We start from the raw sequence: 25,237 nt of genomic DNA on the forward strand, positions 1-25,237 counted from the left end.
TGAGCCTCGCTTCGTTTGTCCGGCAGGGTCGATTTAGCCCTCGGCGGTTTGCCTTCCTCCTCTACGATGAAGTAGCCTTTCAGATTTTTCCACATAGTGCACGTGTAGCGGCGACTTTAGTCACCAAGCTGCATAGGTGGTCAAGGTAAGTTGCTTTAAATAAAAGGCCCGTCTGACTGTGTCAGGCGGGCCTCTATAGCAGCATGACGGCTGAAGCCGTCGCTACAGATCGCTACAGTTAGAAGCGCAGCGTCACCGTCTCCCCGATACCGCAGCCTACGGACACGCGGTCCCCCTCCTTCATGTTGCGGGAGAAGGCCTCCGAACGGATGGGCATGGATTCGCGGTAGTTGCCGATACGGCGGTTGGCATCACCGGCTACCTCGCCGTCGATGCTTTTGGCGTAATTGTACTTATCGATGGCGGCCAGTACGGCGAGGCGCTGCTCCCAGGCATCGCCGCAGTTGCTGCTCATGCGGCCGTACATGTCGCCGATCAGGATGTAGGGCTTGCCCCAGCCCGGCTTGAGCTCGGCGGCGCGGTTGGCGTTGGCGCGTGCGGAGCTATACTGACCGAGCTTAGCCAGCTGGATTTGGGCGATCTGGTAGTAGGCCTGGGCCTTTTTGTCGTTGTCGTCGGTAGCCTCGATGCCGCGCTCGTAGGCCTGTACGGCTTCGTCAAACTTACCCTCGTTGTAGAGCTCGCTGCCCTCGTAGAGGGGGTTGAGCCGGCGGCGTTCGGCCTCGTACTCGTCGGCCTTTTCGGCGTAGAGCTCATCGTACATATTCTGTACGCGTACTACGTCGGCATCGGTGGAGTCACAGCCCTGGGCCTTCAGCTTGGTGACGATATACTTGAGGATGTTGATGCTGTCCTTGTTCTCATCGACCTTAGGCAGTAGCAAGCCCTTAAAGTAGTCGCAGTCGAAGATCTCATCGGCGAATTCTAGCACGTCGGCCTCGAGGTTGTCCTTACCGGCCTGGTAGTAGGGGGCATAGGTCTCGTTATTCTCGATGTTGTAGTCGGCTACCTTGGCGGCCTTATCGTAGAGCTCCCGGACGCGGGTGTTGTCGATGGCCTTTTCCTTGAAGTAGTAGTTGAGCAGCTTACCCAGGGGAGCTAGCACGACGTACTCGGTGTCGTTACCGCCCTCGTCGATGGCCTTTTCGATGGTGGTCATAGCATCTTCGCTGTAGCCCATGAGGTAGAACATGTCCGAGCCCTTGCGGCCGAGCAGGTAGGCCTCATACTTGGGGTAGCAGGCCAGTTCCTGATCGTAAAGGGTGAAGATCATGTCGGCGTACTCCTTCTTTTGGGCCTCATCGGTGGCCTTATCGTACATGGCCCGGTAGAACATGCGGCCATCACGGTAGTGGAAGGGGCGGTTGCCGTCGGCGGCCGGTGCGATATCGTAGGCCGTCTTCCAGTTCTTGAAGGCGTCGGTGAATTCAGCGTCGGGCAGGGCGGCGAGGTCTTCGGCGGTCTTGCCCTTAACGAAGTTGCGGTAGGCAACGTGGGCATTTTCGGCCTGTTCTTTCTGGGGCGAGTCTACCCAGGTAACACACTGGGCGTTCGCCAGGGCGCTGGAGCCGCACAGGACGAGCAGCAGCGCGAGCGTACGAAGGATATACATATTGGTCTAATTGAGTTTGCGTTTAAAGAACCAGGAGTTGTCATTGAGCGAAAACCCTAGCGTAAATTGTACATAGGTCTCATCGAGCACGTCGGGGACGCCAAATTTACCGTATTCCACGGCAAGGTCTAGAAAAGACACCTGCTGACGTGGTAGGCGAATGGGCATCCCGACGCCTAAGGTAACGGCATTACGCCGCGCCTGTTCTCCGTCGATGGTACGGGGGTCGTCTTCCAACCGCACGCCCGCCCGGTAGCGCACCCGCCTCCAGTAGCTGTTGTAGGAGTCAGCGTTGGGGATATACTGGATGCCGGCGGCCAGGCGGGTCACGTCAGCCAGGCTCTCCGGCTGGGCATCGTTGGTGTAGTCCCCGTAGCGCTGCCGGCCGTACTCCGCCCCAATGTACAGCCGGTTAACGTCCTCGAAGGCGATGCCGAAGTTGTAGCTGGCGGGCAGGTCGGCTCGGCCCCGTAGGGCACCTTCAGACCGGAGGGAATCCTGAATGATCGGAACTCTCCCACCAATACTCTGTTGACTGAACCGGCGTAATAGCAGCGTAGCATCCGTGTCGACGCTCCCCCCCAGCATGCCGTTCACCCCCAGAATGAGGCGCTTACCGGAGGCGACCTTTTGTCCCTCTTCACTAAGGTCGGTAAAGTTGAAGGCGTACTGCACGCCGTAGCCCAGGTTGAAGCCGCTGATGCTGAAGTCCTCGACAAACTCGGTAGCCAGGGCGGCGGGGATGCTATCGAAGGTCAGGATGCGGCTGTTGGTAATCTTGCCGAAGTTATAGTTGACATTTACCCCGCCGGAAAGCCCCCGGTAGCGGAGTGCCGTAGACCAGCTGACGCGGTAGGCTCCGCCCGTGCCCTTCAGCCGGTTGGAGGTGGGGCCGAGCTCGCTATCGACGTTACCCTTCAGCTCCAGGTCGTAGCCCACCAGGGTGGTGGGGGCAGGGAGAAGGCCATGCCGGCATTCCAGGAGTTGAGCAGGCGGTCGAGACTTAGGTTGACCGGGTTGCGCAGTGGAAAGCCCAGGGCAAGGTAGCGGATGTTCCCCTGCCAGGCATTGGCGCTACCGCCGGCGTCCGAAAGCTCGGAGTTGCGCGCGTAGAGTCCGATCTCGAAACTGGTGGCCTGGAGGCTAGCCAGACTGGCGGGATTGAGGAGGTTGAGGTGGAAGGCGTCCTGGTAGGTGGTCTGTAGTCCCCCCATACCGGACTGCGCGGCGTGAAACTGATCGATGGGGTCTCCCAGGCCAAAACGGCTGAGGGGGCTATTTTGCTTAGGACGAAGGTCAGTTAAGTTCGTACCGGTAGTTTGCTGGGCCACCACCTTATCGGCAGCCAGCAGGCTCAGTAGCAGCAGGGTAAACAGGAGCGGACTTGATGAAAAACGCTTAACTGACATAGGTCGACAAGATTTGATTGAGTCCACACAGGACCAAGTGGGGCAGGTGCAACACCTCCAGCGAGAAATGGGAAAGCAGTAGCGGGGCATCGCCGCCGGTCAGTACGAGCCGTAGGTCGGGATGGGCCGGGAGCAGGCGGCGGTAAAGCCCCTCGATCTCGTACACCACGCCCAGCTGTCCGCCGTGCCGCAGGGCCTGCTCGGTGGAGCGACCTACCGTGGCGTCCGGGACTCCGGCAGCAACCAGGGGCAACCGGGCCGTCTGCTCGTGCATGGCCCGTAACCGCATACCGATACCGGGGGAGATGTTACCGCCCAGGTAGCGATCGTGGCGGTCGACCAGGTCCAGCGTGACGCAGCTTCCGGCATCGACCACAAGCCGGGCGGTGTGTAGGCGTCCGAGGGTTCCGGCTACGGCCGCGATCCGGTCCTGGCCCAGGGTCCCGGGCGTGCTATAGTCCGAGGCAAAGGGCAGGGGCCGACTGCGATCGAGCGCAAAGACGCCAATCCCACTAGCTTTCCAGTTCTCGAGCCACCGCCGATCCGGCACGTTTGCCACGGTAGCATAGAGGATGTTACGTACCCCAAGGTTGGTTACCCGCTCCGCGATTGCCGTCCAGTCGCTCTCGTCCGTAAGGCGGACGACCGGGGGCAGCAGTTCATCTCCGGCGAAGCAGGCGGCTTTGGCGCCGGAATTTCCGATGTCGATGACTAGGGTAGGAGCGGACTCACTCATCTTAAAGTCGGGTATAAGACGCGTAAGTGCAGGGTGAGGGTTCTTAAGCGGACGTTAAATTCGCAGCCAGCTAGTTGGCCTAGTGCTTGAAGTGCCGAACGCCCGTGGTGACCATGGCTACTTCTCCGGCATTTGCTGCGGCAATACTGTCTTCATCACGGATAGAGCCCCCGGGCTGTACGATGGCGGTAATCCCGGCCGCGGCGGCAATCTCCACGCAGTCACTGAAGGGGAAGAAAGCATCGGAGGCCATCACGGCCCCCTCCAGACTGAACCCAAAGTTCTGGGCCTTGGTAATGGCCTGTCTCAGGGCATCTACGCGGCTGGTCTGTCCGCAGCCCATGCCGATGAGCTGGTTGTTGTGTACCAGGGCGATGGTGTTGCTCTTCAGGTGTTTTGCACATTTGCCGGCAAAGACCAGGTCGGCCGTCTCCGCACCGGTGGGCTGCCGCTCGGTGACGGTTTTGAACTGGTCGGCTCCCTCGGTCTGTAGGTCGGTATCCTGCACGATGACCCCGTTGAGCAGGCTCCTAAAGCTTAGGGGCTGCTGCTGTAGGTGGTGGTACTGTAGCAGGACGCGGTTTTTCTTCTTGCTCAGCAGCTCCAGGGCGGAGTCGGTGAAGTCGGGCGCGATGAGCACCTCGTAAAACAACTTATCGATCTCCTGGGCGGTGGTGAGCTCCAGGGGCCGATTGGTGATCAGGATACCTCCAAAGGCCGAGACCGGATCGCCGGCCAGGGCCGCCTTCCAGGCTTCCAGCTGGGTGGGCCGTACGGCTACGCCGCAGGCATTGGTGTGCTTGAGGATGATGAAGGTAGGGTCGGCCTCCTCGAACTCCCTCATCAGGCCGACGGCGGCGTCGATATCAACCAGATTATTGAAGCTCAGTTCCTTGCCGTTGAGCTTCGTGAACATCTCGGTGAGGCGGCCGTAGAAGGTGGCCTCCTGGTGGGGGTTCTCACCGTAGCGGAGGGCGGTGGCCTTCATCTCGCTCCGCTTAAAGACCGGTAGCTCGCCGTCCTCGTTAAAGTAGGTAAAAATAGCCGTATCGTAGTGGCTGCTGATGGCAAAGGCGCGGCGGGCCAGCTTGCGGCGCTCGGTGAGTTCGCTCACGCCTCCCTTCTTGTCGATAATGTCCTGCAGGGTGGTGTAGTCCTCCCGGCTGGGCACGATGAGTACATCGCGGTAGTTTTTAGCCGCGGCCCGAATGAGGGCGATGCCCCCGATGTCGATCTTTTCGATGATGAGCTCTTCTTCTTCGGTATTGGCTACGGTTTCCTCGAAGGGGTAGAGGTCGACGACCACCAGATCGATCTGGGGGATCTCGAGTTGATCGAGTTGTAGCAGGTGCTCCTCCTCGCGCTTCGCCAGGATGCCGCCGTGTACCTTGGGGTGGAGGGTCTTGACCCGCCCGTCGAGAATGGAGGGGTAGCCGGTCAGCTCCTCTACGGGGATGACGTCGATGCCGCGGTCGCGGATAAAGGTCTCGGTACCCCCCGTGCTATATATCGTGACGCCCAGCTTATCTAGCCCGTCCACGATGGGGCCGAGGCCCTCCTTGTGGTAGACCGATACCAGGGCGGAGTTAATCTTGCGTGTCGTCATACGCGATGGGTACGCCCCGGCGTTTCCGGGGCTGGTTGGTTTGAGGGGCGCAAAGATACGCAGGAACTAACCGTTGGACGCTGTACTAACCGTTGGACGCTTTTAAAGCGTCCAACGGTTTACCCCCAATATCCACCCTTCGTGCTCAGTAACTTGCCGGTGCACTGCTGCATCGTTCCCCCACGGCCGCTCCAATAACCCCTGCAGCTCCCCCATCCGCTGCCGCGCCTGTAGCCACGCCACGTAAGTATTGACCTGCTCCCGATCGGGGATAGCGTCGAGGCCGGGCCGTGATAACATGCTGGGATAAATCTCGGCGTGTACGATTTTCTTTGCACCTGCGCCCCCGCCCCCTGTCTCGAACGGCCATATGCCGGATACCTGCGTGAGTTCAGGATGATCGCGCAGCCGGCGCAGAATAGGAATGCCGAGTAGCGACTGCGAGCCCACACTGCCCGTATAGGCCAGCTTCCAGGCGGGCTGCATGCGGGGGTGAAGGGTATCGACCAGGCGACGTTCGGGGAGGAGCACTTCTTGGGCAAGTACGGGGTAGTCAAAGTTGCGTTTGGGGCCGAGGTGCCTACTTCCCTGCCCCACCGGCACACCCCAGAAGGGTCCGGCAGGAGCACCGATACGTTTGTTGAGCTGAGCGCCGACCTGAAAGCGGTTGTTGCTATTGTCGGGATGGTCGTGAATGAGGGTAGCCAGGTGGTCCCACACGGCCCGCCAGGTGGGTTTATCCTTTAGTTCTAGCGCCTCAGCAAACCCCTCGGGATAGCCGAAGGCGAAATCCCAGCCGACCAGTAGCCGCTCGTGGCGCAACGCTACCAACCGCTGCTCCAGGTAGGTCACGCAGGCGTGGCGGGTACGGAAGTAGTGGGTTTGTAGGGGCCCGGTGGCGGCGGCCTCGGCGAGCCAGATGGCGTCTTTAGTGGGTTTGGCGGGGCTGGGCTTGTTTCTGGCTGACCAGTCTATGGCTAAGAAATGGGAGAAGATGATTTACGATTTACGACGTACGATTTTTGATTTGGTGGGGATGCTCGCTGCGCTCGTGCTGCCGCTGTTACGTGCCGACGAGCGAAGCGAGCTGCCACACACATCGTAAATCGTACGTCGTACATCATAAATCGTAAATCAACTGACCAGCTCATAGATCCCCTCCCGCTTAACCCCCACCGCCTCAGACTCCAAAAACTCCTCATAGCTCAGCAGGCTGTCGACCATACCGCCCGGGCCGATCTCGATAATGCGGTTGGCTACGGTCTGTACCAGCTCGTGGTCGTGGCTGCTCATGATGAGGTTGCCCTTAAAGTCACGTAGGGCATTGTTGAGGGCGGTGATGGATTCCAGGTCGAGGTGGTTGGTGGGCTCGTCGAGGAGCAGGAAGTTGGGGTGGTTGAGCATGGCCTTCGACATCATGCAGCGGACCTTTTCGCCTCCGGAGAGGACGCTCACGTTCTTGTGCACCTCCTCGCCACCGAAGAGCATGCGGCCCAGGAAGCCGCGGATGAACTGCTCGTCCTTGTTTTGGGAGTACTGCCGCAACCACTCCACCAGATCGAGCTGGCCGACCTGCTCGGTGAAGTAGTCGTTGTTCTCGTTGGGGAGGTACTGGGGGGTGATGGTTTGGCCCCACTCGATACTGCCGCTGTCGGGCTGGGTGATACCGGCCAGCACCTCGTAGAAGGCGGTGAGGGCGGCGGAGTCCAGGCTCACCAGGGCGATCTTGTCGGGGCTGTTCATGGTGAAGCTGACGTTCGCGAAGAGCATACCGCCGTCGATGGACTTCTTGCTCAGGTTCGTCACCTTCAGGATCTGGTCGCCAGGCTCCCGCTCGGGCTGGAAGGCGATGAAGGGGTAGCGGCGGCTGCTGGGCTTGATCTCCTCCAGGTTGAGCTTATCGAGGGCCTTTTTGCGGCTGGTGGCCTGCTTGGACTTACTCGCGTTGGCACTGAAGCGCTGGATGAACTCCATCATCTCGGCGCGCTTCTGCTCCATCTTCTTGTTCTTGTTCTGGGCTTGCTGCATGGCCAGTTGCGAGGACTGGTACCAGAAGCTGTAATTGCCGGTATAGATGGTAGCCTGCTGGCGGTCAATATCGACGATGTGAGTACACACCATGTCGAGGAAGTAGCGGTCGTGGCTCACGACGATCACGGTGTTGGGGAAGTCGGCCAGGAAGTCGGCCAGCCAGTGCACGGTCTGGGCGTCGAGGTCGTTCGTCGGCTCGTCGAGCAGCAGGATATCGGGGTTACCGAACAGGGCCTGGGCCAGTAGCACCTTCACCTTTTCGGGGCCGGTGAGTTCGGCCATCTCCTTATAGTGGAGGTCCTCGGCGATGCCCATGTTGGAGAGCAGCTCGGCAGCGTCGGAGTCGGCCGTCCAGCCGCCCATCTCCCCGTATTGGTTTTCGAGCTCGGCGGCGCGCATGCCGTCGGCGTCGGTAGCATCGGGGTTCATGTAAATGGCGTTCTTCTCCTGCTCGATGGCATAGAGCTCTTCGTAGCCCATCTTGACCACTTCCAGCACCACCTTATCCTCGTAGCCGAAGTGGTTCTGGCTCAGCACCGCCATGCGGTTGCCGGGTTCTAGACTGGCGTTGCCGCGGTTGGGGGCCAGCTCGCCGGAGAGTACCTTTAGAAAGGTCGATTTACCCGCTCCGTTGGCGCCGATGATGCCGTAGCAGTTGCCGCGCACGAAATTCAGGTTCACCTCATTGAAGAGCACCCGCTTACCGAACTGGACGGTGAGGTCGTTTACCGATAGCATATCATAGATTTTTAGGGATGCAAAGGTAACGAGATTGGGATGGGGGAGGTTGGCGAGTACAATGCTGCCTCCGGCAGCGGCAGAAAAATGCAGCCTCTGGCTGCGCTATGGGTGGGGCGGGGCTGCAGGTGCAGGGAACTTCGAAGGATTCAATACCTCTGCACCTGTTGGACTTGGCCCCGACCGAGGAACTGGAATGAAAAGCGGATCTACTTTCACACTCACTGACACGGCTGGACGGCCTGTTCGTTACGTTGCTGCCGGCCCTGCCGGCCGGCGGACTGCTGGCGCAATCTAACGATAGCCTCCGCTGGCAGAAGGATGAGTTGGTGGATAAACCAAGCTGGAATTGGGCACAAGGCATAATTGAAAATTCAGTGAACGCATTCACCGAATTTAGCTAAATTTGGCCTTTACAATCGCCGAATACATGCTTTTAGAACGTCAGCAACTTCCTACCCTTCGTAATTACCTTAGGCCTAATAAGGTAATTCTACTACTGGGACCCCGGCGTGTCGGCAAAACGGTACTTATCAGTCAACTCGTAAGTGAGTTAGAGGAACCCTATGTGTTACTTAATGGGGAATCGGCTAATACCGTTCGTTTACTCGAACGTCGGACGGTAGAAAACTACCTCTCCTTACTAGACGGAAGCAGGGTATTGGTGATCGATGAGGCTCAGAAGGTGCCGGACATCGGGCGGGTACTAAAACTGATGATAGATGAGATCGATGGACTACGTATCCTAGCAACCGGTTCCTCGGCCTACGATATAGAGAATCGAATGGGGGAACCTCTGACTGGGCGTAAGTATACGTTCCGCCTGTTTTCGCTATCTGAGCATGAGCTTACTCAGGTGGATAGCCGACTCAATGCGGAGGATCATCTTCGCCACCGTCTAGTCTTCGGAAATTACCCGGAATTGTTACAACTTCCCTCGGACGACGAGCGCCAGTTTTACCTTCAAGAACTGGTAAGCACTTATCTGCTGAAAGATATTCTTGCTTTTGAGGGTATCCGTAACAGCGATAAAATTTTAGCCCTGCTTCGCTTACTCGCCTTTCAAGTCGGCGCCGAAGTATCTTACTCAGAACTAGGTAGGCAGCTCGGCATGGACAAGAATACGGTAGAGCGTTACCTCGATCTACTTTCCAAAGTATTCATCATTCACCAGGTGGGCGGCTTCAGTCGCAACCTCCGCAAGGAGATCGTCAAAAACAAGCGGTGGTATTTCTACGACAACGGCATCCGCAACACCCTGACCGGCAACTTCAATGCTATAGCTATCCGACAAGATGTAGGCGCGCTGTGGGAGAACTACGCCATCTCCGAGCGGTTAAAGTATCAGTCCTACCATCGTATGCTAAGTTACAACTACTTCTGGCGTACCTATGACCAACAGGAGATCGACTGGGTAGAGGACCGCAGTGGACAACTCCATGCCTATGAGTTCAAATGGAGCCCTACAAAAAAAGCTAAGGAACCCGTAGCGTGGCGTAAAGCCTACCCCAATGCTTCGTTCGAGGTCATTCACCGGGATAATCTTGCTGACTGGATCAAAAAATGGGGCTAGACGGTACATCCCGCCCTACCGCAGACTAAAGTTGACCGGCGTTTCGCACCAGGTAGCCACGGCCTGGCCTCCCTTGCGGGCGGGTGTCCACCGGGGAAGCTTAGCGAGGGCCTTTAATACGGCGCTATCGCATCCGTAGCCCACGCTTTGTAGGATACTGACGTCGGTCATCCGCCCGTCGGGGTGTACCAGATAGCGTACGATCACCTCGCCCTCTACGGCGTAATCCGCAGCCAGCTCCGGGTAGCGGACGCGGCTGGCTAGCCACTGGGCGACGTCGGGTTGCTCGCCGGTAAGGGCGGGCTCCCGGTCTAGTGCGGTGGTGGAGTACGCTACGGCAGCCGCGGTGGTTCTGGTGGTCGTGGTCGCTTGCCACTGCTCGGTGTCCGCCCGGGCGAGGTCACCAGATTGAGCGAAGGCGGCGGAGGAAACGAGCAAGAGAGAGAAAAGGAGGAAGTAGTTCATCGCGGAGGTATTTGTTGGTATTCGATTCGATCGGAAATACCGGGTATCGGAGCGCTTCCGCTCTACGGCTCTTTCCGAACGTTTATGTATGGTTTCCGAATGGTTGTTACACCCCCCCCCAGTAGATACCGCACCTGCGTCCCCGCCCCTATTTTAGCTGCATGAAAGTACTGCTGCTGCTCACCCTCTTGCCCTTACTCCTCACCCCCCAAACCGACTGCGACTGCCCCGCCACCTTCGCCTGGGTAAAAAAGACCTTTGAGGAAAACGATGCGGGCTTTGCCTACGCCATCGACCGGAAGGGGCAGCAGGCCTACGATGCGATGACGGAGAAAACCCGCACGGCCATCGATACCATAAGCGAAGCGAACGGCTGTACCCAGGCGATCTACGAATGGCTTACCTGGTTCCGGCCGGGACACGTGTCGATCAGTCAGGTACAGCAGCAAAATACCCAGAGGGATGCCCCACCCGCCACGGACGAGGAGATCCGTAGCCGCTACGCTGACTGGAAGCGGATCGAGGTACCGGTGGACGAATTTGAAGCTTCCCTGGATTCTGACCATCCCTACGAAGGAGTATGGGTAACCGGGGATTACCGCCTTGGCATCAAGAAAATGGACGACCGCTACGTGGGTGCTATCCTCAGCGCCGATAGCCTGTACTGGATACCCGGACAAATCAAGCTGGAGTTCGATCTGGATACGATGCTGACTTACTATATGCAGGATCATAGTGCGCGGTACGTGCACGCACCCACTCCCGTTGGGAACAATTATCTAGTCGCCGACTGGGTGACGCTACAGCGCGAGACGCCCCGGGGGGAAGATGATCCAACGCTCGATCTATACCTACGCGCCAGCGAAACGGAGGTGCCGCTGTTCGAACGCATCGACGATCAGACGGTATACTTACGGATTCCTAGCTTCGATCAGCACAAAAAGGTGGAGATAGATAGCGTGATCGCCGCGCACCGAGCGGAAATACTCCGCACCGAAACCCTGATTTTGGACATTCACAGCGGAACGGGGGGCAGTGACCAGAGCTTCGCCGAGCTCCTACCTATCCTCTATACCAATCTCATCTACACCACCAATACGGAGTTCTACTCCACCCCCGCCAACAACCAGCGGATGCTCGATTTTGCCAATGACCCCACGGCCTACGGCATCGACGCGGAGACGAAGGCCTGGGCGCTCCGGGGCTACGATACCCTGTCACAGCACCTCGGCGAGTTCGTCAACCTGGACGGCGGGCGGCAGGATACGACTACCTTCGATACCGTCTACCCCTACCCTGCCCGCGTAGCCATCCTCATCGATGGCGGCAACGGCAGCACGGACGAGGAGTTCCTGCTGGCCGCCAAACAGAGCCAGAAGGTGAAGCTTTTGGGCAGTCGACCTTTGGGGTGCTGGATATTTCCAACATGCATTTTGTGCTCTCGCCGTGCGGTGATTACCAGCTGGGCTACTCCCTCACCCGTAGCCTGCGGATTCCGGATTTTACTATCGACGGGGTGGGTATTCAGCCGGACTTCTTTATCGACCGGGAGGTATCTAAGTGGCGGTGGGTCGATTACGTACGGGAGGTGTGGGAAGAGTAGGGCGGGAGTAATTACTCGTCATCCGGCCCTCAAAACCCCACCACATGCACCACCCCCCCCTCCACATCATGGTGCCGAAAGGTAATACGCGGCTCCCCCGCCTCCCGCTTCACCTCTACCGATAGAAACCCACCCCCTACCCGCAGGAACTCGTGCTCGGGGCGCCGTTCGCCGGGCGGCCAGCCATCGGCGTGTGCATCGCTGATGGCCCCCATGGAGACCTCCAGCAGGCCGGTGGCGGCATCGCGGGAGACGTACTGCCAGTGGCGGTCGCCGTTCACTACGATGACGTTATCGTGGCCCGCCAGCAACTCGCGCAGCCAACGACCCTCGTAGCTGAAGGAGCGGTTGGCGTGGTTGTCGCGTTTGCTTTCCCGATCGGGGCCGATGATGGGCGTGGGCGACATGATGAGCTTAAAGCTGGCGTCGGAAGTGGCCAGGGTGCTTTCCAGCCAGCGCTTCTGCGCTAGTCCGAGGATGGTTTTATCCGGTCCGTCGGGGGCGTCGCTCGCGCTGCGGTACTCGCGGACCTCCAGGAACCAGATCTCCAGATCCTTGCCCCAGCGTGTACGCCGGTAGGGACGGCCGGTGAGGGGGGCCTGTTCGCGCCAGATCTCCAGCCCGTCGGCGTAGGTGATCTTTCCGTAGGGCGGACTGTGCGGCGAGGCGTCGTCACTTAGCAGGTCGTGGTCGTCTTTTTGTAGATAGAGAGGTACGCGGGCGTAAAACGCTACCAATGACGGCCAGGCATTGATGGCACCCCACTTATGGCGGGCCGTGGCGGCGTCGTAGCTCAGCGGGCCGCCCTTGTCGTAATAAACGTAGTCGCCCGTCTGGCACATAAAGTCGGGATCCAACCGTGCCATCGCGTCGTAGCTCTTAAACCCCCGCACGGGATCGTCGTAGTCCCAGAAATACTGGCAGGAAGAGGCCACGAAGGTCACCGGTGCAGCCCGATCCGCCGGCGGCGCGGTCGTGAAACTGGCGCTCAGAACAGTCACCGGCCCATCCGGCGCGGAACGTCCGTGAATGCTCACTCGGTAATTGCTTTCCGGCCGTAGGTCAGTAAAGCGGTGCTTGAGCAGGTAGTCGTGAAGGGGGGATACGTAGGCCCAGTCCAGCGAGTCGGCATGCCCGGGGGTACTCAGCACGATTTTTACCTCGCCCGGCGCGCCGGCGACGTGACCGTCCATTTCGGCTACGGGCATTGTGCCATCAAAGTCGAGCGGGGCGCGGTAGGGCGGGGCCCTGCGTTCATGAACGATCGGGCGGGGCCGCGGGTACCGGGTAAGTCGTACGAGCAGTACCGCGCCGGTATCGCTCACCTCACCGATCTTGATGCCGCTGGTGAAGTAGACGCTATCCGGGCGGCTTGCCGCCTGGCCGGCAGCGGACCCTACCCAAACGGTCAGCAAAACGATAAGGGGCAGGTAACGAAGCATGCAGGTAGATTATTTCGTGGGGTAGTTCTCTTCCATCCAGCCATTCCACTTCCTTGCTACGCCTAGGGTATCCGCCAGCGGTTCATCCGTGCGCACGTCCACCAACCCGCTGCGGGCACCCGGGGCCGGGGTGTCGTAGTAGCCACACCAGCCGAAGCCGATGAGCTGGGGGTGCTCGACCGTCATGCGCACCAGCCCCCCGTAGATTTCCTCGAACTCGGTCAGATCGCGGGCCTGGTAGGCCGATTTTTGTACGCCGGGAGTGTAGACGCCGCCGCCAGTATCGCTGAGGTGCAGGGGGCCGTCCCAGTGGCGGGTCACCTGTTCGAGCACGCCGTAGACGGTGGCCGGCGGCCCCATCACATTTACCGAGAGCACGTCGACGTAGCTTTGCATGGTCTGGATGGCGTAGGCGGGCAGGGGTTGCAGGTGCAGTGTATTGCGGTCGCCCAGCAGTAGGTGATTGGGGTCGTAGCGGCGAATGGTGTCGTGGTAGCTGCGGTACCACCGCTCACAGATACGCCGCATGAAGGCGACCCTATCCTCCAGGTGCCGTGCGTAATTGACGAAGCCACGCAGTGGTTGCTGCAGGGTCAGTATATCGTCCCACGACCGGATCGGCAGGCCGTACGTTTCGCGCCAGCGGTCGATGGTCCCGTACACTCGCTGCATGAGGCGGACCCACTCGGCCAGGCCGGCGCTGCCCGGCTGGGTGTGCTGTTCGATCCACTGGTCGAAGCTCGGGCTCTGGGGGTGCCAGGGAGGGTTGTGGCAGAAGTGGTAGCCGATCAGGTAGGGGTTGTCGCGCAGCGGCAGGCACACCTCGCGGCAGCGGGCATCGAGCTGGCGGGCGAACTCCTCGGAGAATACGTCCCCCATGCCCTCGCCCGACATGTACTGCTTGGGTACTTCCAGAAAGATGGTAAAGGGAAAATCGAGGGCGGCGTAGTGAGCGGCCGGCCATTCCGGGGTACGCGTCACCAGCTGCTCTACTGCGGGATTGGCCCGGGGGTCGATGGCCGAGGGGCCTACCGACGGGGGTAGGTAGTTGAAGCCCCAGGCCCGCATACGATCGCGTAGTTGCCGCCGCCAATGTGCGGCATCGCCGTAGGCAGCGGTAAGGTTCCAGGGCATGTGCGCACCATCTCCGTAATGATTTACGCCACGTAGTAGGGTAGGCTGGCCCGCCGGACTGAGCAGCTCCCACCGATGATCGCGTAGCCGTAACCGGAAAAAATCCTTACCGGGGCGGCGCGGCGCGGGTGCAACGCTCATGGGTAGGACAAGCGTAGCGGCCGGCGCGGTGGTACGAAGAAAGTGACGACGGGTGAGCATATCAATCCCTGTTCTTGTATACCGCCCGAACCTGGCCCAGCAGCGCCCCGTACGCCTCCGCCCCCTGCTCCGCCAGATTCTCCCAGCGGCACTCGACGACGACTTTGCCCGTATACCTTTCCTGCTTCAGCGCGGCCAGGTAGGGGGTAAAGTCCACCCCCTGCACCCCGGGCGGCGTGCGGCCCTTCCCCTCGGCCAGCTCGCAGTACACCGCGTACGCACCCACGCCGGTGATGTCGGTGGCCGGATCGCCGTCCACGAGCATGTGGTAGATATCCACGCAGAGCCGGAAGTTGGGGTGGTCGACGGCCTTCACGATATCCAGGGCCTCCGGTACGCTGTTGATGAAATTGGCCTCCGTGCGGTTCAGGTTTTCAAGGGCGAGGAGGACATCGTAGTGTGCGGCTACCTCCGCGACCCGGCGGGCCATGGTGATAAACTGCTCCCGCGCCCGCCCGCGATCGAATCCCTCCGGCACCCGGCGCGAGCTGCTGCTGCCCCAGGTGATGAGCGTAAGCCCGGCCTCGTGGGCCCGGCGCAGCACGGTATCCACGTAGCCCAGTACGGCGGCCTCGTTCACCTCCGGTCCCACCACCTTCAGGTCGCCGGGCAGGAACAGGTTACAGGCGTACACCGGCACCCGCAGATTACGGAGGGTAGCTAGGGAATGTTGAAACTGCTCCTCCGTGACCGTGCGCGGTGAAAGTAATGTGGGCGTGCCTTCCACGAGGAGCTGAAAACCGGCAGCGTGCAGCAGGCTATCGTTTTCGAGTTTCTGCACGACCCCGATCTCGGGTACCGACTGAGCGGGCAGGGTCAGTCCAACTAAAACGATAACCAGGAGATACAGCGTCTTCATAGGCGGCGGTGAACTTGTTCGGCACCCCCTAAAATAGACAAAGCCCAGCGAACGGGTCGCCGGGCCTTGCCTTTTCGGAGGTTCTACCGTGGGGGCTACTAGAGCACCGTCACATTCACTGCGTTTAATCCCTTCTTGCCTTCCTCGACCTCGTAGGAGACCTTATCGCCCTCGGCGATAGTGCCCTCGTTGAGGTCGTTGATGTGCACGAAGACGTCCTTCCCGCCATCGTCCGGCGTGATGAAGCCAAATCCCTTGGCGGTGTTGAAGAACTTTACTGTACCGTTACTCATGGGTGTGTTTTTACACGATTGCACGGCCGGGCGTCACCTTGACGCCTTTGCCGTGCTGGATATAACCGGGCCGGGTGGGGGGATGTTCTTTCTCTCCGGTTTATTTGTTTTGACGTGTGGTTGGGCGGGGTCGCGGGTGCTGGGGTTTGTGGAGCGGCTGCTAGCAACGGGTTCGCGGTGGTATGTCTCGGGCTGGTAGGGATGGTGGGTCGAGGTGGGCTTACCGGCTCCGCAGTTGCCTAGGGTGAGAATTCTACACTGGAGGGTACGGTAATGCATCATTCAGGCTACCTCATAAATGGTTGCCTTTCCCCGACCGATCTTTGTTAGGTACCGCTCGTCGACCAGGTACTTCACGTCCTTTCTCAGCGTGTAGGATGTATACTGCGGTAGATGGTCGATCAGGTCATTCATTTTGACCGGTTGACTACGTTTGATGAACTCGATAACTTCAACTTGGCGAGTATTTAGGTATCCTTTTTTATTCCTGATCTTTGTGTACTGATCTTCCAGTTTCAGGATGCACTTTTCGAGGCAGTCCAGGAAGAACAATAGCCAATTACCCAACAGCTCCTGATTCTTTCCCCGGTGCTTTTGCGTATCCATCAGGACCCTGTAGTACTCCGCCTTCCGCTTTTCAATCTCGTATTCCATGGAGGAATACTCCATAAAATCGTAGCCATTCTGTAGTAACAGTAAGGTGGTCAGTAGGCGGGACATGCGGCCGTTCCCGTCCTGATAGGGGTGAATGGAAAGAAACTCGTAAACTAAGTAGTCAGACAAATTTATACTAACATTTGATCTATACTGAAGTTGATGTTGAACAGCCCCTTCCCGTACCCGTCCAGGATGGCCTCAATCCGCTGGTGCAGCTCAGCCTCACTGTTGAAGTCCTGCGGCCGTAACCATTCGTGCTTCATCTTGCGCCACAGCGTTTCGATAATGTTGAGATGAGGACAGTAAGGGGGCAGAAAGAACAGCTCCAACCCTCGGGCCTTCCACTCGGCGATCTTTGCCGTGATGGCCGCCGAGGTATGCCAGGGGGCATTGTCGATGACCACTACGGTGGGTTGCTGGATCGAAGCGGCAAAGTCATCCATCCATTCGATGACTTGAGCGCTATCGACGCGACCTCGAGTGGTGTAGCTAGTCAGTGCGCCCCGGTAGTTCAGTAGTCCGAGTACATTGATCTTGCCAGCTTTGCTGCTGCTGATGCCGTGCTGCTCTCCCACCCGGATCCAGCCGTAGGGCACGTTGGGCTGTAAGCAAAAGGCACTCTCATCGGCAAACCGCAGGTCGATTTCGTTTAACAGGGCTAGGGCAAACAGGGCCTTAAGGGCTTCCCTGGCCTGCGCAACTACTTCGGCCGCCGCCGGCCGCTTGGCCGTGCTACGGCGGAAGCGCTTCCACCGCCAGCCGTTTTTTTAGGATGCGCTGCAACGTCTTCTTGGACATGGGTTTGCCCGTAAGGGTTTCAATCTCGGCCAGGGCCTGATCAACCTTTTGGGGATACCGCTCGACCAACTCTTCGATTTTATCGATGACGGGCTGGTTGTCGTGGCGCACGATGGGATGCCTACCCTGACCCTTGACGGTGTGTAGCGCGGCGATCCCCCCCGCCTCGTAGCGGTTAAGCCAGCTGGCTACCGTCTGACGGCTTACCCCCTCCAGGGCGGCAATCTCGGTGGCATTGTAGCCCTGACCGCTGAGTAGAATCATGTTGCAGCGTGAGCGGAAGGGGTGCCGTTTGCCGGTTTTCCACCCCTGCAGTAGGGCAGCGTGCTCTTCCTCGCTTAGCGTGATGTGGCGTACATTCATGCCACAAAGTAGGAAAGTTAAACTAAATCTGTCTGACTACTTACCGTGGCAATGACGATCAGTGGATGCAGTTCGCCCTCAGCCAGGTTCCTGCTAGTCCAGTCAACGAGCGCGGTCATCTCTACGGCAACCAGGTGGGGGCTGGTCGTCGCGAAGATCACTTTCTGGTGGCCGCCCGGATAGTTAGCTACTACCTTATTCGATAGCTTCTTGTAGTTGCCCCGGTGGTGGCTATCCTTGCTACTTTCTTTGAGCAGAAGCTTGTGTAGCTGGTGAATGTTGTTTTCGGTGAGGGGTATGTTCCGGTAGCTTTCTAGGATCAGGCTTAGCACCTCGTAGTAGCCAAAAACTTCTTGCTCGTCCCGAGACTTGAACGAGGTGATTTTGATGGAGCGGATGAAGTCCTTTACCTCATCATTCGTCATCGTCGCGCCCTCTATGCGCGTACTCGACCCGATAGACTCTATGGTAGCTATTTGCTTGAGCTCCTTTAGGTAGATAGACTCTGACCCACCCAGTCCGCGCCACTTCCCCTTGAACGAATCGACAAAGCCTACCTTTCTAATGATCGCCTGACTTGTCTTGAAGTCTAAAGTTAGCTTGGTCTCCACTTATGCGCTTTTGTATGAAGATACGTTTTATCTGTATTTTATCCGTATTTTGATGTGTACCCCATTCTTCGACAGATTATGACAGAGTTTTAGGTCCGGTGGGATAATGTTGGTGAGGTAGCCCAGGGCTCAACGAGGAGTGATCTCGGGCGTAGTTGTAGTAGTCGAAGAATGCCCGCAGTCCTTGTTTGAGCGCAAGGCCATCAACAAATTCATGCAGGTAAATATACTCGTACTTGACCGTTCGCCAGAGGCGTTCGATGAAGGCATTATCGGTAGCTCGTCCACGGCCGTCCATGCTGAGTTGAGTAGCCTCATTGGTAGAACCCAGCACGGCCTGCGTAAAAGCCTCAGAGGTGTACTGAGCACCCTGGTCGGTGTTAACAATCTTGGGACAGCCCCAGCGGTCTACGGCCCGTTGGTAGACTTGGCTACACCACTCGGCAGTCATCGTATTCGACAGCGACCAGTCCAGCACGAAGCGAGAATATACATCGATCCAGGCCGTCAGATAGAGGTAACCCCGTTTCATCGGAATGTAGGAGATGTCCGTCTGCCAGACCTGGTTGGGCCGCTCGATGGATAGCCCACGCAGTAGGTAGGGGTACACCTTGTGCCCGGGTGCGGGACGAGAAGTATGCGGCCCTGGAAGCAACGACTGCAGTCCTAATACCTTGTAGTAGAGGCGGTTAATGCGTTTAAGGTTGATCTCCAGTTGGTGCTCTCGCCGGAGCCACCGCAGCATTCGTCGCGGACCTTTGTCGGGGTAGTGCAAGTAATGTTCGTCCATCAGCCGTAGCAGTCGCAAATTTAGCTCGCTCTCTGCTGCGGGTTGATAGTAGTGCCGAGACCTCGATACGTCCAGCAGGTGACTCTGGCGCACTACGCTGAGATGAGCGCGGCTATCCAAGGCAGCTATTCTTTGTGAAAGGGGCATCAGGAGAGCGTTTTTTTTAAGAACTCGTTCTCGACCTGTAGCTTCTCGACCTGTAGCTTACCGATGATACGTAGCAGCTCATCGCGCTGTTTATCTTCCAGGCCAAAGCTAGCCGCAGCCCCTCGATTGCCCTTGCGTTTGGACCCGAAGAGTTCGTCGGATTCATGCGTCAACACCCGCTTCCAAGTTTTGATCTGCGAGGCGTGAAGTTGGTGTTTACGCGACAGCTCGGCCATGGTCAGTTCTTCTCGGATGGCCTCCAGGGCAACTTTCTTTTTGAAGCTGGCCGAATGTGTTCTTCGTTTGGACATATAAGCAAGTTAGTGGACCTTACTTACCTGTTCGAATTTTGGGGTACACTACAGCAGATCAAATCAGCGGCAAAGCGATCCGTAGTCCAGGAACATCTAACGTATCTGCGTAATCAACGGCCCCGCCTGGACTACTACGGCATGCGACGAGATAAGCTACCCATTGGCTCCGGCCCGGTGGAGGCGGGCTGTAAGACATTAGTTAAAGCCCGGCTGGGGGGGGAGCGGAATGCGCTGGTTGATCACCGGAGCGGACGATATGCTCATCAGCCGCAGCCAGGTATTGACCGATGGCCGCTATGATCAATACTGGCGCAAACGAATGCAGTACGCAGCCTAACTATCTACATTAAAACACCGTCACACCCTGATCTGTGAAGCGTGCAGTTGATGTTTACGCGACAGCTCGGCCATGGTCAGTTCTTCCCGGATGGCTTCCAGGGCAACTTTCTTCTTGAAGCTGGCCGAATGTGTTCTTCGTTTAGACATACAAGCAAGTTAGTGGACCTTACTTACCTGTTCGAATTTTGGGGTACACTACATTTTATTTGATCGAAGTTCTTCAGATACGCTGTTGCCTCCCCGTCGGTCTCGAACGCCATCATATGTTTTTCGTCGCGGTATCGGTCCAGTTTACGTAGCACGCCGTGTTTCCGCCGTAGGTTATGGGTCGCCACATAGCGGTAGAAGTCCAGATCGAACCGCTCGCGACACCCCGCCGGCATGTCGGGCCATGGTACCGCCGTAATTCCCGTCCATGATCCACCGCGGCCGGGCTGCAAGCTGTGCTACCGTTTGTTCCCACTCCACCGGGGCGGTAGGTTGCTAATCGGGCTTCCAGTAGTGCTGGTCGCCGCTCTCAGTTGCCGGGCGAGGGTGGATTTTCCGGCTCCGCAGTTGCCTAGGATTAGGGTTCTTTGCATAATTTGGTGGGCGCTTGCTGGGTGGTTGGGGCTTTTGGAAAATCTACGTATTTTCCGCGCCAGGATCCGGAAACCTTCGGTGAATCACCCGCTTTAGCCGCTCGTACATCTACTCTCTCGACGCCCATCAACCTAGCCTATTACCTGTGGGTCAGCGTGCCCGTGGTGTCCAACTCCGCCAGATTCGCGATCAGCAGCGTCGATTTGGATAATCACGTAGCGCCGGTCTTGTTCCAACTCTTCATTCCACACCTATAGGTTGGTGGACTTCTGGGTGTACGCATCGAAGTTCTGTCCGAAGAATCTAGGCTGCGTCGTTTTGAACGCGAGGGGCAGCGCGACGGCATGGACCAGAACCAACCAGCCAGAGCTTTTGGGCCATTGTCCGACGGGCTGACACTAGGCATAGCTGGCACTCCCACTAATACCAAATCTACCCAGCCCCGACTGACGTCGGCATGACATTGGACCATCGTCACATTTAGCGTTGCTCAACTACCATCATCCGTGTATAATATGACAATTTTTTCGAGTTCACCACGATCAGGTACATTCCTCTCGCTAATGGGGGAACCGCTACTTGCCCTTTCCCTGAGATATAATTAACTGTACGATCCACCATCCTTTTTCCTTCCATACTATACACTTGGACTACAGCCTCCCCTTCACCTTTTTCAATATCAAAGTGGAATGAATCGCCTCTATTTGGATTAGGATAAACTCTTAGTTCTTGACTTACCCTTTCCCTGCCGTATTTATTACTAGACAGTAATCCCGAGAAGACCGGGAGTTTTGCAACTACAGTTCGTAGTTTGGTGGTGGTATCACCTATAGGTGTACCGCTAGTTATCATATAGCGAGTACCATTATCAAGTACTGCCACATCCCGGGCTTGCTGGTACCCACCAGCAATGTCATAACTGGAATCAAATAAAACCGTGTGATCATTATGGTCCATAACAACGTGGCGATTGATTCCTTCTCCTTCACTAAGCATTCCAAAGACTATATTAGTACGCTCCTGTACATCCAAATACAACGATGGGAATTCTATCCCAGACCACTTTGCATCGGGAAATACTATACTACCCCTTAAAGACCCCTGCTGGTCAATACTATAATAGGTAACTCCCACCAGACTATCTGTAGTGCTGCTGATTGTTGAAACTATACCATAACCGTTACCATGAGGCAGAATTACTGGGTTATATACACGGTTATAAGTTATCGTACTGTCGTAGAGTTGTGTTTGCCATACTATAGTGTTTGCTACAGGATCTACCTTCATAAGTTGCACACCACCTACCCCGGGATTACCGATCAATACCTTGTCTTCTTCGACTACTTTAAAGCACCGCGCCCTAAAACCTATCGTAGGCAGAGTGGCATGAGACAGATAGTTGTAATCTTCATCTAATCGAATAAGATTAATTCGATTATCTGTGAATTCCAAAAATTGCCGTAATGCATGCGACATCAATACGTAGTCACCATTGGAAAGACTACCTATACGGTACTCAGCTATCGATGTAGCAAATGAACCAAGGTAAATTGTCTTGATGAGCTTTACTCTGTTGCTTTCTGCTACAGAACCCACTAACAGTGCATCCCTTCCATTCCTATCTGGTTCAACTCTATTCTTATAAATTAGATAGTGTATTTTGCCGTCTCTACCTGTATACAAATCCTTGGCTGACGCATCCAAACCAATAAGTGTATCGGTAAGGATAGTACCTAAAGAGTCGATGATTCGATATCTACAGGCGTTGATGCTTCCTAGATCTACTTCGGACAATAAATGCATTTGATTCAAAGAATCTACTTCGATCAATTTTCCTCGCTCATCCATATTATCACCATAGGTGTATGTCAGGATATCTTGGCCCAATAACTGAACCTGAACCACCAAAAACAACACGATAACGTTTAGAGTGAACCTGTTTAATATTATCGAAATATATGTAGCTAACATTCGTAGGGTAGAGTTTGAACTGTTCTTCGGCACAAAAAAGCGGATGAAGAACACTTTTGTCCAACGATACAGATTCTGATCTGTTGTCCTAACTCACACTACTAGACAAATTTAAGTAGCGCGGGGAAAGCGCTAAGTTGGAGTTTACGACAACTTCCTACCATGCTGTGATGTGATGTGTACCCTGAGGTGGTCGGGTTAAATGGGACAGTTTGGCATAGACTTTATCATTCGCCTACGCTTTGGGGGCTACTACGAGGCGGTCGACACCGCCAAGGGTAGAACCTACCAGCAGATGTACGACCGCTGCCTGGGTCAGGGTAAGTCCTGATGATGAGCTTAGTTTGTCTAGCCTATGCCATCACCATCCGGGCGGGTTGGAAGGCGCGCTCTACCATTCGACGCATCACCTCTACCGCCCAAGGGGTCTTTGTGGCAGAGTTCGTCTTCCGCCGGGGGCTAAGTTTGGTTACCGCCCGACTAGGCCGCATGAGCTACTTCATCCGCTATGTGGACGGATCCGAACAGCACCATGAGCAACTCCTCATTAAAAATGTCTAGTAATGTGGTCCTAACTACTACACAAATTATTGAGATTAATATTTATATCTACCAAACTAGCCTCTTGAACCGACCTAATGCCGTAGATAGGCTTATGCTTTTTTGAGCCGGTTCAATGCCGGCAGGTCGCCAGATGTTAGTGTATATAATTGCGTAAGCACACTTAATACATATTAATTAACCCAAAGAACAACCGCCAACCTCCTGGGGCCAGCCCTCCCCCCCATCCAATCTAGCTGCCCCCACCACCAACCCAGTACCCGCGGCCCCGCCCCACACACGACGTACAGCGCTCCCACCAGGACGTCCACACCCCGCACAAGCCCCCACCAGACCAGGTTCTATAAAGCCACCAATCCCCACCGCCCATGCGCCCCCTTCCCCACTCGCTCTGCTTGTTGGTTTTGCTGCTGCTCGGCTGCACGGATACGCCGGCACCCCCCGCCACCGCGGCCCCGCCCCCACCCGGCGATCACTGGGGCTACGCCGGCGAGACCGGCCCCACCCACTGGGCCTGTAGGCTTCCCCATCGCCGTTACCATGGATAAGTAGAAGTAACCCTTAACTTTACTTCTAAACTTAGCACCATGCGAAAGAGCAAATTCACCAAGACCCAGCAGCAGGCCATCCTGGCCCAGCACGACGCGGGCAGCAGCGTGGCTGACCTGTGCCGCGAGCACCAAATCAGCGCCGCTACCTTCTACAAATGGAAGAAAGGCCATCAAGACGACAGCAAAGCAGAGGAGCGTCGCCTTGCCGAGCTAGAACGGCAAAACGCCCATCTGAAGAAGATGTACGCCGAACTCAGTATGAATCACGAGATCCTGCAGGAAGGTTACTCGATGCTAAAAAAGTGGCAGGCCCAAGACGTCAAGAAGAAATGATCGACGTGATCCGGCAGCGGGATGACTCTCGGAGCATCCGTAAGTGCTGTTGCGTCTTGGGCTTTCGTCGGCAGACCTACTATGCAAGAAAGCGGGGCCACCGTCCTGAGGTAGCGGATGAAGAGTTGGCGGCCGTACTACGCCAAGCTTGTGAGAAACACCCATACTGGGGCTTCTGGAAGATCTTTCACTGGCTGAGGCGTAAGCCCGAGCATACCTTCAATCATAAACGGATGTACCGTATCTGGAAGCGGGAGGGGCTCAACCTGCGCCGCCCACCAAAACGTAAGCGTATCCACCGCGAGTACCAGGCCCTGCTAGCCCCCGAGGGCATCAACGAGGGCTGGGCCATGGACTTTGTCAGCGACTGGGTAGTGGGACCGGGGCAAAAGTCGGTGCGGGTGATCAACATCATGGACGAATGTTCCCGGCGCGCCCTGTGGACCAAAGCGCACACCAGCATCTCAGCCCGTAAGTTGATCGAGGTGCTCGATCAGGTGGTCGAGGTACGGGGTCGACCCAGCTACATCCGCTGTGACAACGGACCGGAGTTTATCAGTCATCAACTCAAGCAATGGGCTACCCACCAGGGGGTAGAGCTACGCTTCATCCAGCCCGGTAAGCCGACGCAGAACGGTCTGATCGAACGCCTCAACAAGACCCTACGGGTGGAATGCCTAGATTTGACGTGGTTCACGACCTTGGAGGAGCTCAACGAGGAGATGCAGCACTGGTCGCTGACCTACAACCTGGACCGCCCCCACGCGAGCTTGGGTCACCAAACGCCGGCCGAACATGAAATCGAACATCAGAAATTCTACTATTCAGCGGTAGCGGCTTAAGGGAAGCCTACAGGCCGAGCTCCTCAAAAACTCGACCTGCGGCGGTAACCAGCAGTCGCCCATCAATATTATTACCGTAGATGCGGTGCCGGATACCAGCCAGGCTAAACTGGACATCCACTACGCCGATAGCACCCGCATTACCGACGTGGTGAATAATGGGCATACGATACAGTACGATTTCGAGCGCGGCGATTATGTGACCTACGGAGGTACGCGCTACGACCTGCAGCAATTTCACTTCCACGAGAGCTCGGAACATACCATCGACGGGGTGCGCTATCCACTGGTCCTTCACCTGGTGCACACCGACGCGGCCGGTAAGTACCTCGTGCTGGCCGTGATGGTGAAGGAGGGAGAAAACAGCGCCCCCTTCACCTTTCTGGAGCGGCTGCTGCCCCTGGCCGTCGACGAGCCCAGGTCCGTCAACAAGCGCTTCGCCCTGGAGCAAAACCTGCCGCTGGAGCGCCAGTACTACCACTACACCGGCTCGCTGACTACGCCGCCCTGTACCGAGGGCGTGGACTGGTTCGTGTTCCGCCAGCCCATCACGGTCTCCCACGCCCAGGTCGAGACCCTCGGCCAGCTCATGCCGCTTAACAACTACCGCGACGAGCAGCCGCTGAACGGCCGGATGGTGGTCGTGGGAACCTAA

25 protein-coding genes and 3 pseudogenes are annotated in these 25,237 nt (G+C 57.1%); 8 read left to right on the forward strand and 20 right to left on the reverse strand.

Going from position 1 to position 25,237, the window contains the following annotated elements; all coding sequences use genetic code 11:
* Positions 1–238: 238 nt before the first annotated feature.
* The 7 genes from ACOOHD_RS13095 to ACOOHD_RS13125 all read right to left on the reverse strand — a co-directional run bounded on the left by ACOOHD_RS13095 (position 239) and on the right by ACOOHD_RS13125 (position 8,153).
* Positions 239–1,633: a hypothetical protein gene (locus tag ACOOHD_RS13095; protein WP_420458332.1), complete on the reverse strand. Its 1,395-nt coding sequence runs from the start codon at positions 1,631–1,633 to the stop codon at positions 239–241.
* A 6-nt stretch (positions 1,634–1,639) separates the two neighbouring features.
* Positions 1,640–2,572: a hypothetical protein gene (locus ACOOHD_RS13100; RefSeq protein ID WP_420458333.1), complete on the reverse strand. Its 933-nt coding sequence runs from the start codon at positions 2,570–2,572 to the stop codon at positions 1,640–1,642.
* Positions 2,551–3,042: a hypothetical protein gene (locus ACOOHD_RS13105; protein WP_420458334.1), complete on the reverse strand. Its 492-nt coding sequence runs from the start codon at positions 3,040–3,042 to the stop codon at positions 2,551–2,553. Before ACOOHD_RS13105 ends, ACOOHD_RS13100 begins: the two co-directional genes overlap by 22 nt.
* A complete protein-coding gene (locus ACOOHD_RS13110) occupies positions 3,032–3,778 on the reverse strand; it encodes a type III pantothenate kinase (protein WP_420458335.1) in 747 nt (248 codons plus the stop codon). The genes ACOOHD_RS13105 and ACOOHD_RS13110 overlap by 11 nt, the downstream gene beginning before the upstream one ends.
* Before the next feature lie 79 nt (positions 3,779–3,857).
* A complete protein-coding gene (purH, locus tag ACOOHD_RS13115) occupies positions 3,858–5,384 on the reverse strand; it encodes a bifunctional phosphoribosylaminoimidazolecarboxamide formyltransferase/IMP cyclohydrolase (RefSeq protein ID WP_420458336.1) in 1,527 nt (508 codons plus the stop codon).
* Between the two features lie 102 nt (positions 5,385–5,486).
* The gene (locus ACOOHD_RS13120) at positions 5,487–6,236 is read right to left on the reverse strand and encodes a hypothetical protein (protein WP_420458337.1); all 750 of its coding nucleotides are present in this window, start codon (positions 6,234–6,236) and stop codon (positions 5,487–5,489) included.
* A gap of 282 nt (positions 6,237–6,518) precedes the next feature.
* Complete coding sequence (locus tag ACOOHD_RS13125) at positions 6,519–8,153, reverse strand: ABC-F family ATP-binding cassette domain-containing protein (protein WP_420458338.1); 1,635 nt, start codon at positions 8,151–8,153, stop codon at positions 6,519–6,521.
* Positions 8,154–8,583: 430 nt separating this feature from the next.
* Here ACOOHD_RS13125 and ACOOHD_RS13130 point away from each other — a divergent pair, with 430 nt between their 5' ends.
* A complete protein-coding gene (locus ACOOHD_RS13130; RefSeq protein ID WP_420458339.1) occupies positions 8,584–9,726 on the forward strand; it encodes an ATP-binding protein in 1,143 nt (380 codons plus the stop codon).
* Positions 9,727–9,741: 15 nt separating this feature from the next.
* On the opposite strand, the gene ACOOHD_RS13135 is transcribed toward ACOOHD_RS13130, so the two are convergent.
* Complete coding sequence (locus ACOOHD_RS13135) at positions 9,742–10,191, reverse strand: energy transducer TonB (protein WP_420458340.1); 450 nt, start codon at positions 10,189–10,191, stop codon at positions 9,742–9,744.
* A gap of 161 nt (positions 10,192–10,352) precedes the next feature.
* On the opposite strand from ACOOHD_RS13135, the gene ACOOHD_RS13140 reads away from it, so the two are divergent.
* Positions 10,353–11,879 (forward strand): S41 family peptidase, encoded by a 1,527-nt coding sequence (locus ACOOHD_RS13140; protein ID WP_420458341.1) that lies wholly within the window; start codon positions 10,353–10,355, stop codon positions 11,877–11,879.
* Here ACOOHD_RS13140 and ACOOHD_RS13145 read toward each other — a convergent pair.
* The 12 genes and pseudogenes from ACOOHD_RS13145 to ACOOHD_RS13200 form a co-directional block, all read right to left on the reverse strand.
* The gene (locus tag ACOOHD_RS13145) at positions 11,824–13,236 is read right to left on the reverse strand and encodes an alkaline phosphatase D family protein (protein ID WP_420458342.1); all 1,413 of its coding nucleotides are present in this window, start codon (positions 13,234–13,236) and stop codon (positions 11,824–11,826) included. The genes ACOOHD_RS13140 and ACOOHD_RS13145 overlap by 56 nt on opposite strands.
* Positions 13,237–13,245: 9 nt before the next feature.
* On the reverse strand, positions 13,246–14,571 hold the full coding sequence (locus ACOOHD_RS13150) for a hypothetical protein (RefSeq protein ID WP_420458343.1): 1,326 nt from the start codon (positions 14,569–14,571) through the stop codon (positions 13,246–13,248).
* 1 nt (position 14,572) lies between these two features.
* A complete protein-coding gene (locus ACOOHD_RS13155) occupies positions 14,573–15,430 on the reverse strand; it encodes a sugar phosphate isomerase/epimerase family protein (RefSeq protein WP_420458344.1) in 858 nt (285 codons plus the stop codon).
* 98 nt (positions 15,431–15,528) lie between these two features.
* Complete coding sequence (locus ACOOHD_RS13160) at positions 15,529–15,723, reverse strand: cold-shock protein (protein WP_420458345.1); 195 nt, start codon at positions 15,721–15,723, stop codon at positions 15,529–15,531.
* Between the two features lie 282 nt (positions 15,724–16,005).
* Entirely contained in the window at positions 16,006–16,506 is a 501-nt protein-coding gene (locus ACOOHD_RS13165) for a Fic family protein (protein ID WP_420458346.1), read from the reverse strand.
* 2 nt (positions 16,507–16,508) lie between these two features.
* Positions 16,509–17,087 (reverse strand): annotated as a pseudogene (locus ACOOHD_RS13170) (IS630 family transposase); the annotation flags it as partial.
* A 25-nt stretch (positions 17,088–17,112) separates the two neighbouring features.
* Complete coding sequence (locus ACOOHD_RS13175; protein WP_420458347.1) at positions 17,113–17,541, reverse strand: helix-turn-helix domain-containing protein; 429 nt, start codon at positions 17,539–17,541, stop codon at positions 17,113–17,115.
* A gap of 17 nt (positions 17,542–17,558) precedes the next feature.
* Positions 17,559–18,152: a Fic family protein gene (locus ACOOHD_RS13180; RefSeq protein ID WP_420458348.1), complete on the reverse strand. Its 594-nt coding sequence runs from the start codon at positions 18,150–18,152 to the stop codon at positions 17,559–17,561.
* Positions 18,153–18,228: 76 nt separating this feature from the next.
* The gene (locus tag ACOOHD_RS13185; RefSeq protein ID WP_420458349.1) at positions 18,229–19,089 is read right to left on the reverse strand and encodes an IS3 family transposase; all 861 of its coding nucleotides are present in this window, start codon (positions 19,087–19,089) and stop codon (positions 18,229–18,231) included.
* Entirely contained in the window at positions 19,089–19,400 is a 312-nt protein-coding gene (locus ACOOHD_RS13190; RefSeq protein WP_420458350.1) for a transposase, read from the reverse strand. Before ACOOHD_RS13190 ends, ACOOHD_RS13185 begins: the two co-directional genes overlap by 1 nt.
* A 360-nt stretch (positions 19,401–19,760) precedes the next feature.
* Positions 19,761–19,889, reverse strand: a complete 129-nt coding sequence (locus ACOOHD_RS13195) for a hypothetical protein (protein WP_420458351.1) — start codon at positions 19,887–19,889, stop codon at positions 19,761–19,763.
* A 915-nt stretch (positions 19,890–20,804) separates the two neighbouring features.
* Positions 20,805–22,295, reverse strand: coding sequence for a T9SS type A sorting domain-containing protein (locus tag ACOOHD_RS13200; RefSeq protein WP_420458352.1), 1,491 nt, complete (start codon positions 22,293–22,295; stop codon positions 20,805–20,807).
* 202 nt (positions 22,296–22,497) lie between these two features.
* On the opposite strand from ACOOHD_RS13200, the gene ACOOHD_RS13205 reads away from it, so the two are divergent.
* The 6 genes and pseudogenes from ACOOHD_RS13205 to ACOOHD_RS13230 all read left to right on the forward strand — a co-directional run.
* A complete protein-coding gene (locus tag ACOOHD_RS13205; protein WP_420458353.1) occupies positions 22,498–22,626 on the forward strand; it encodes a hypothetical protein in 129 nt (42 codons plus the stop codon).
* The gene (locus ACOOHD_RS13210) at positions 22,626–22,856 is read left to right on the forward strand and encodes a hypothetical protein (RefSeq protein ID WP_420458354.1); all 231 of its coding nucleotides are present in this window, start codon (positions 22,626–22,628) and stop codon (positions 22,854–22,856) included. The genes ACOOHD_RS13205 and ACOOHD_RS13210 overlap by 1 nt, the downstream gene beginning before the upstream one ends.
* A gap of 368 nt (positions 22,857–23,224) precedes the next feature.
* A complete protein-coding gene (locus tag ACOOHD_RS13215) occupies positions 23,225–23,404 on the forward strand; it encodes a hypothetical protein (protein WP_420458355.1) in 180 nt (59 codons plus the stop codon).
* A gap of 39 nt (positions 23,405–23,443) precedes the next feature.
* Positions 23,444–23,653, forward strand: a pseudogene (gene tnpA, locus ACOOHD_RS13220) (IS66 family insertion sequence element accessory protein TnpA); the annotation flags it as partial.
* Positions 23,563–24,582 (forward strand): IS3 family transposase, encoded by a 1,020-nt coding sequence (locus tag ACOOHD_RS13225; RefSeq protein ID WP_420458356.1) that lies wholly within the window; start codon positions 23,563–23,565, stop codon positions 24,580–24,582. The pseudogene tnpA and the gene ACOOHD_RS13225, both read left to right, overlap by 91 nt.
* 40 nt (positions 24,583–24,622) lie before the next feature.
* Positions 24,623–25,237 (forward strand): annotated as a pseudogene (locus tag ACOOHD_RS13230) (carbonic anhydrase); the annotation flags it as partial.

This window comes from Neolewinella sp., from assembly GCF_965214665.1.
Taxonomy (GTDB): Bacteria; Bacteroidota; Bacteroidia; order Chitinophagales; family Saprospiraceae; genus Neolewinella.

Excerpts from the sequence above, each read along its gene's own strand:
- ACOOHD_RS13095 (WP_420458332.1), bottom strand. The coding sequence starts at position 1,633 with ATGTATATCCTTCGTACGCTCGCGCTGCTGCTCGTCCTGTGCGGCTCC.
- ACOOHD_RS13105 (WP_420458334.1), bottom strand. The coding sequence starts at position 3,042 with ATGTCAGTTAAGCGTTTTTCATCAAGTCCGCTCCTGTTTACCCTGCTG.
- ACOOHD_RS13110 (WP_420458335.1), bottom strand. The coding sequence starts at position 3,778 with ATGAGTGAGTCCGCTCCTACCCTAGTCATCGACATCGGAAATTCCGGC.
- purH (WP_420458336.1), bottom strand. The coding sequence starts at position 5,384 with ATGACGACACGCAAGATTAACTCCGCCCTGGTATCGGTCTACCACAAG.
- ACOOHD_RS13125 (WP_420458338.1), bottom strand. The coding sequence starts at position 8,153 with ATGCTATCGGTAAACGACCTCACCGTCCAGTTCGGTAAGCGGGTGCTC.
- ACOOHD_RS13130 (WP_420458339.1), top strand. The coding sequence starts at position 8,584 with ATGCTTTTAGAACGTCAGCAACTTCCTACCCTTCGTAATTACCTTAGG.
- ACOOHD_RS13135 (WP_420458340.1), bottom strand. The coding sequence starts at position 10,191 with ATGAACTACTTCCTCCTTTTCTCTCTCTTGCTCGTTTCCTCCGCCGCC.
- ACOOHD_RS13140 (WP_420458341.1), top strand. The coding sequence starts at position 10,353 with ATGAAAGTACTGCTGCTGCTCACCCTCTTGCCCTTACTCCTCACCCCC.
- ACOOHD_RS13145 (WP_420458342.1), bottom strand. The coding sequence starts at position 13,236 with ATGCTTCGTTACCTGCCCCTTATCGTTTTGCTGACCGTTTGGGTAGGG.
- ACOOHD_RS13150 (WP_420458343.1), bottom strand. The coding sequence starts at position 14,571 with ATGCTCACCCGTCGTCACTTTCTTCGTACCACCGCGCCGGCCGCTACG.
- ACOOHD_RS13155 (WP_420458344.1), bottom strand. The coding sequence starts at position 15,430 with ATGAAGACGCTGTATCTCCTGGTTATCGTTTTAGTTGGACTGACCCTG.
- ACOOHD_RS13160 (WP_420458345.1), bottom strand. The coding sequence starts at position 15,723 with ATGAGTAACGGTACAGTAAAGTTCTTCAACACCGCCAAGGGATTTGGC.
- ACOOHD_RS13175 (WP_420458347.1), bottom strand. The coding sequence starts at position 17,541 with ATGAATGTACGCCACATCACGCTAAGCGAGGAAGAGCACGCTGCCCTA.
- ACOOHD_RS13185 (WP_420458349.1), bottom strand. The coding sequence starts at position 19,089 with ATGCCCCTTTCACAAAGAATAGCTGCCTTGGATAGCCGCGCTCATCTC.
- ACOOHD_RS13190 (WP_420458350.1), bottom strand. The coding sequence starts at position 19,400 with ATGTCCAAACGAAGAACACATTCGGCCAGCTTCAAAAAGAAAGTTGCC.
- ACOOHD_RS13195 (WP_420458351.1), bottom strand. The coding sequence starts at position 19,889 with ATGTCTAAACGAAGAACACATTCGGCCAGCTTCAAGAAGAAAGTTGCC.
- ACOOHD_RS13200 (WP_420458352.1), bottom strand. The coding sequence starts at position 22,295 with ATGTTAGCTACATATATTTCGATAATATTAAACAGGTTCACTCTAAAC.
- ACOOHD_RS13205 (WP_420458353.1), top strand. The coding sequence starts at position 22,498 with ATGGGACAGTTTGGCATAGACTTTATCATTCGCCTACGCTTTGGGGGC.
- ACOOHD_RS13210 (WP_420458354.1), top strand. The coding sequence starts at position 22,626 with ATGATGAGCTTAGTTTGTCTAGCCTATGCCATCACCATCCGGGCGGGT.
- ACOOHD_RS13215 (WP_420458355.1), top strand. The coding sequence starts at position 23,225 with ATGCGCCCCCTTCCCCACTCGCTCTGCTTGTTGGTTTTGCTGCTGCTC.
- ACOOHD_RS13225 (WP_420458356.1), top strand. The coding sequence starts at position 23,563 with ATGGAAGAAAGGCCATCAAGACGACAGCAAAGCAGAGGAGCGTCGCCT.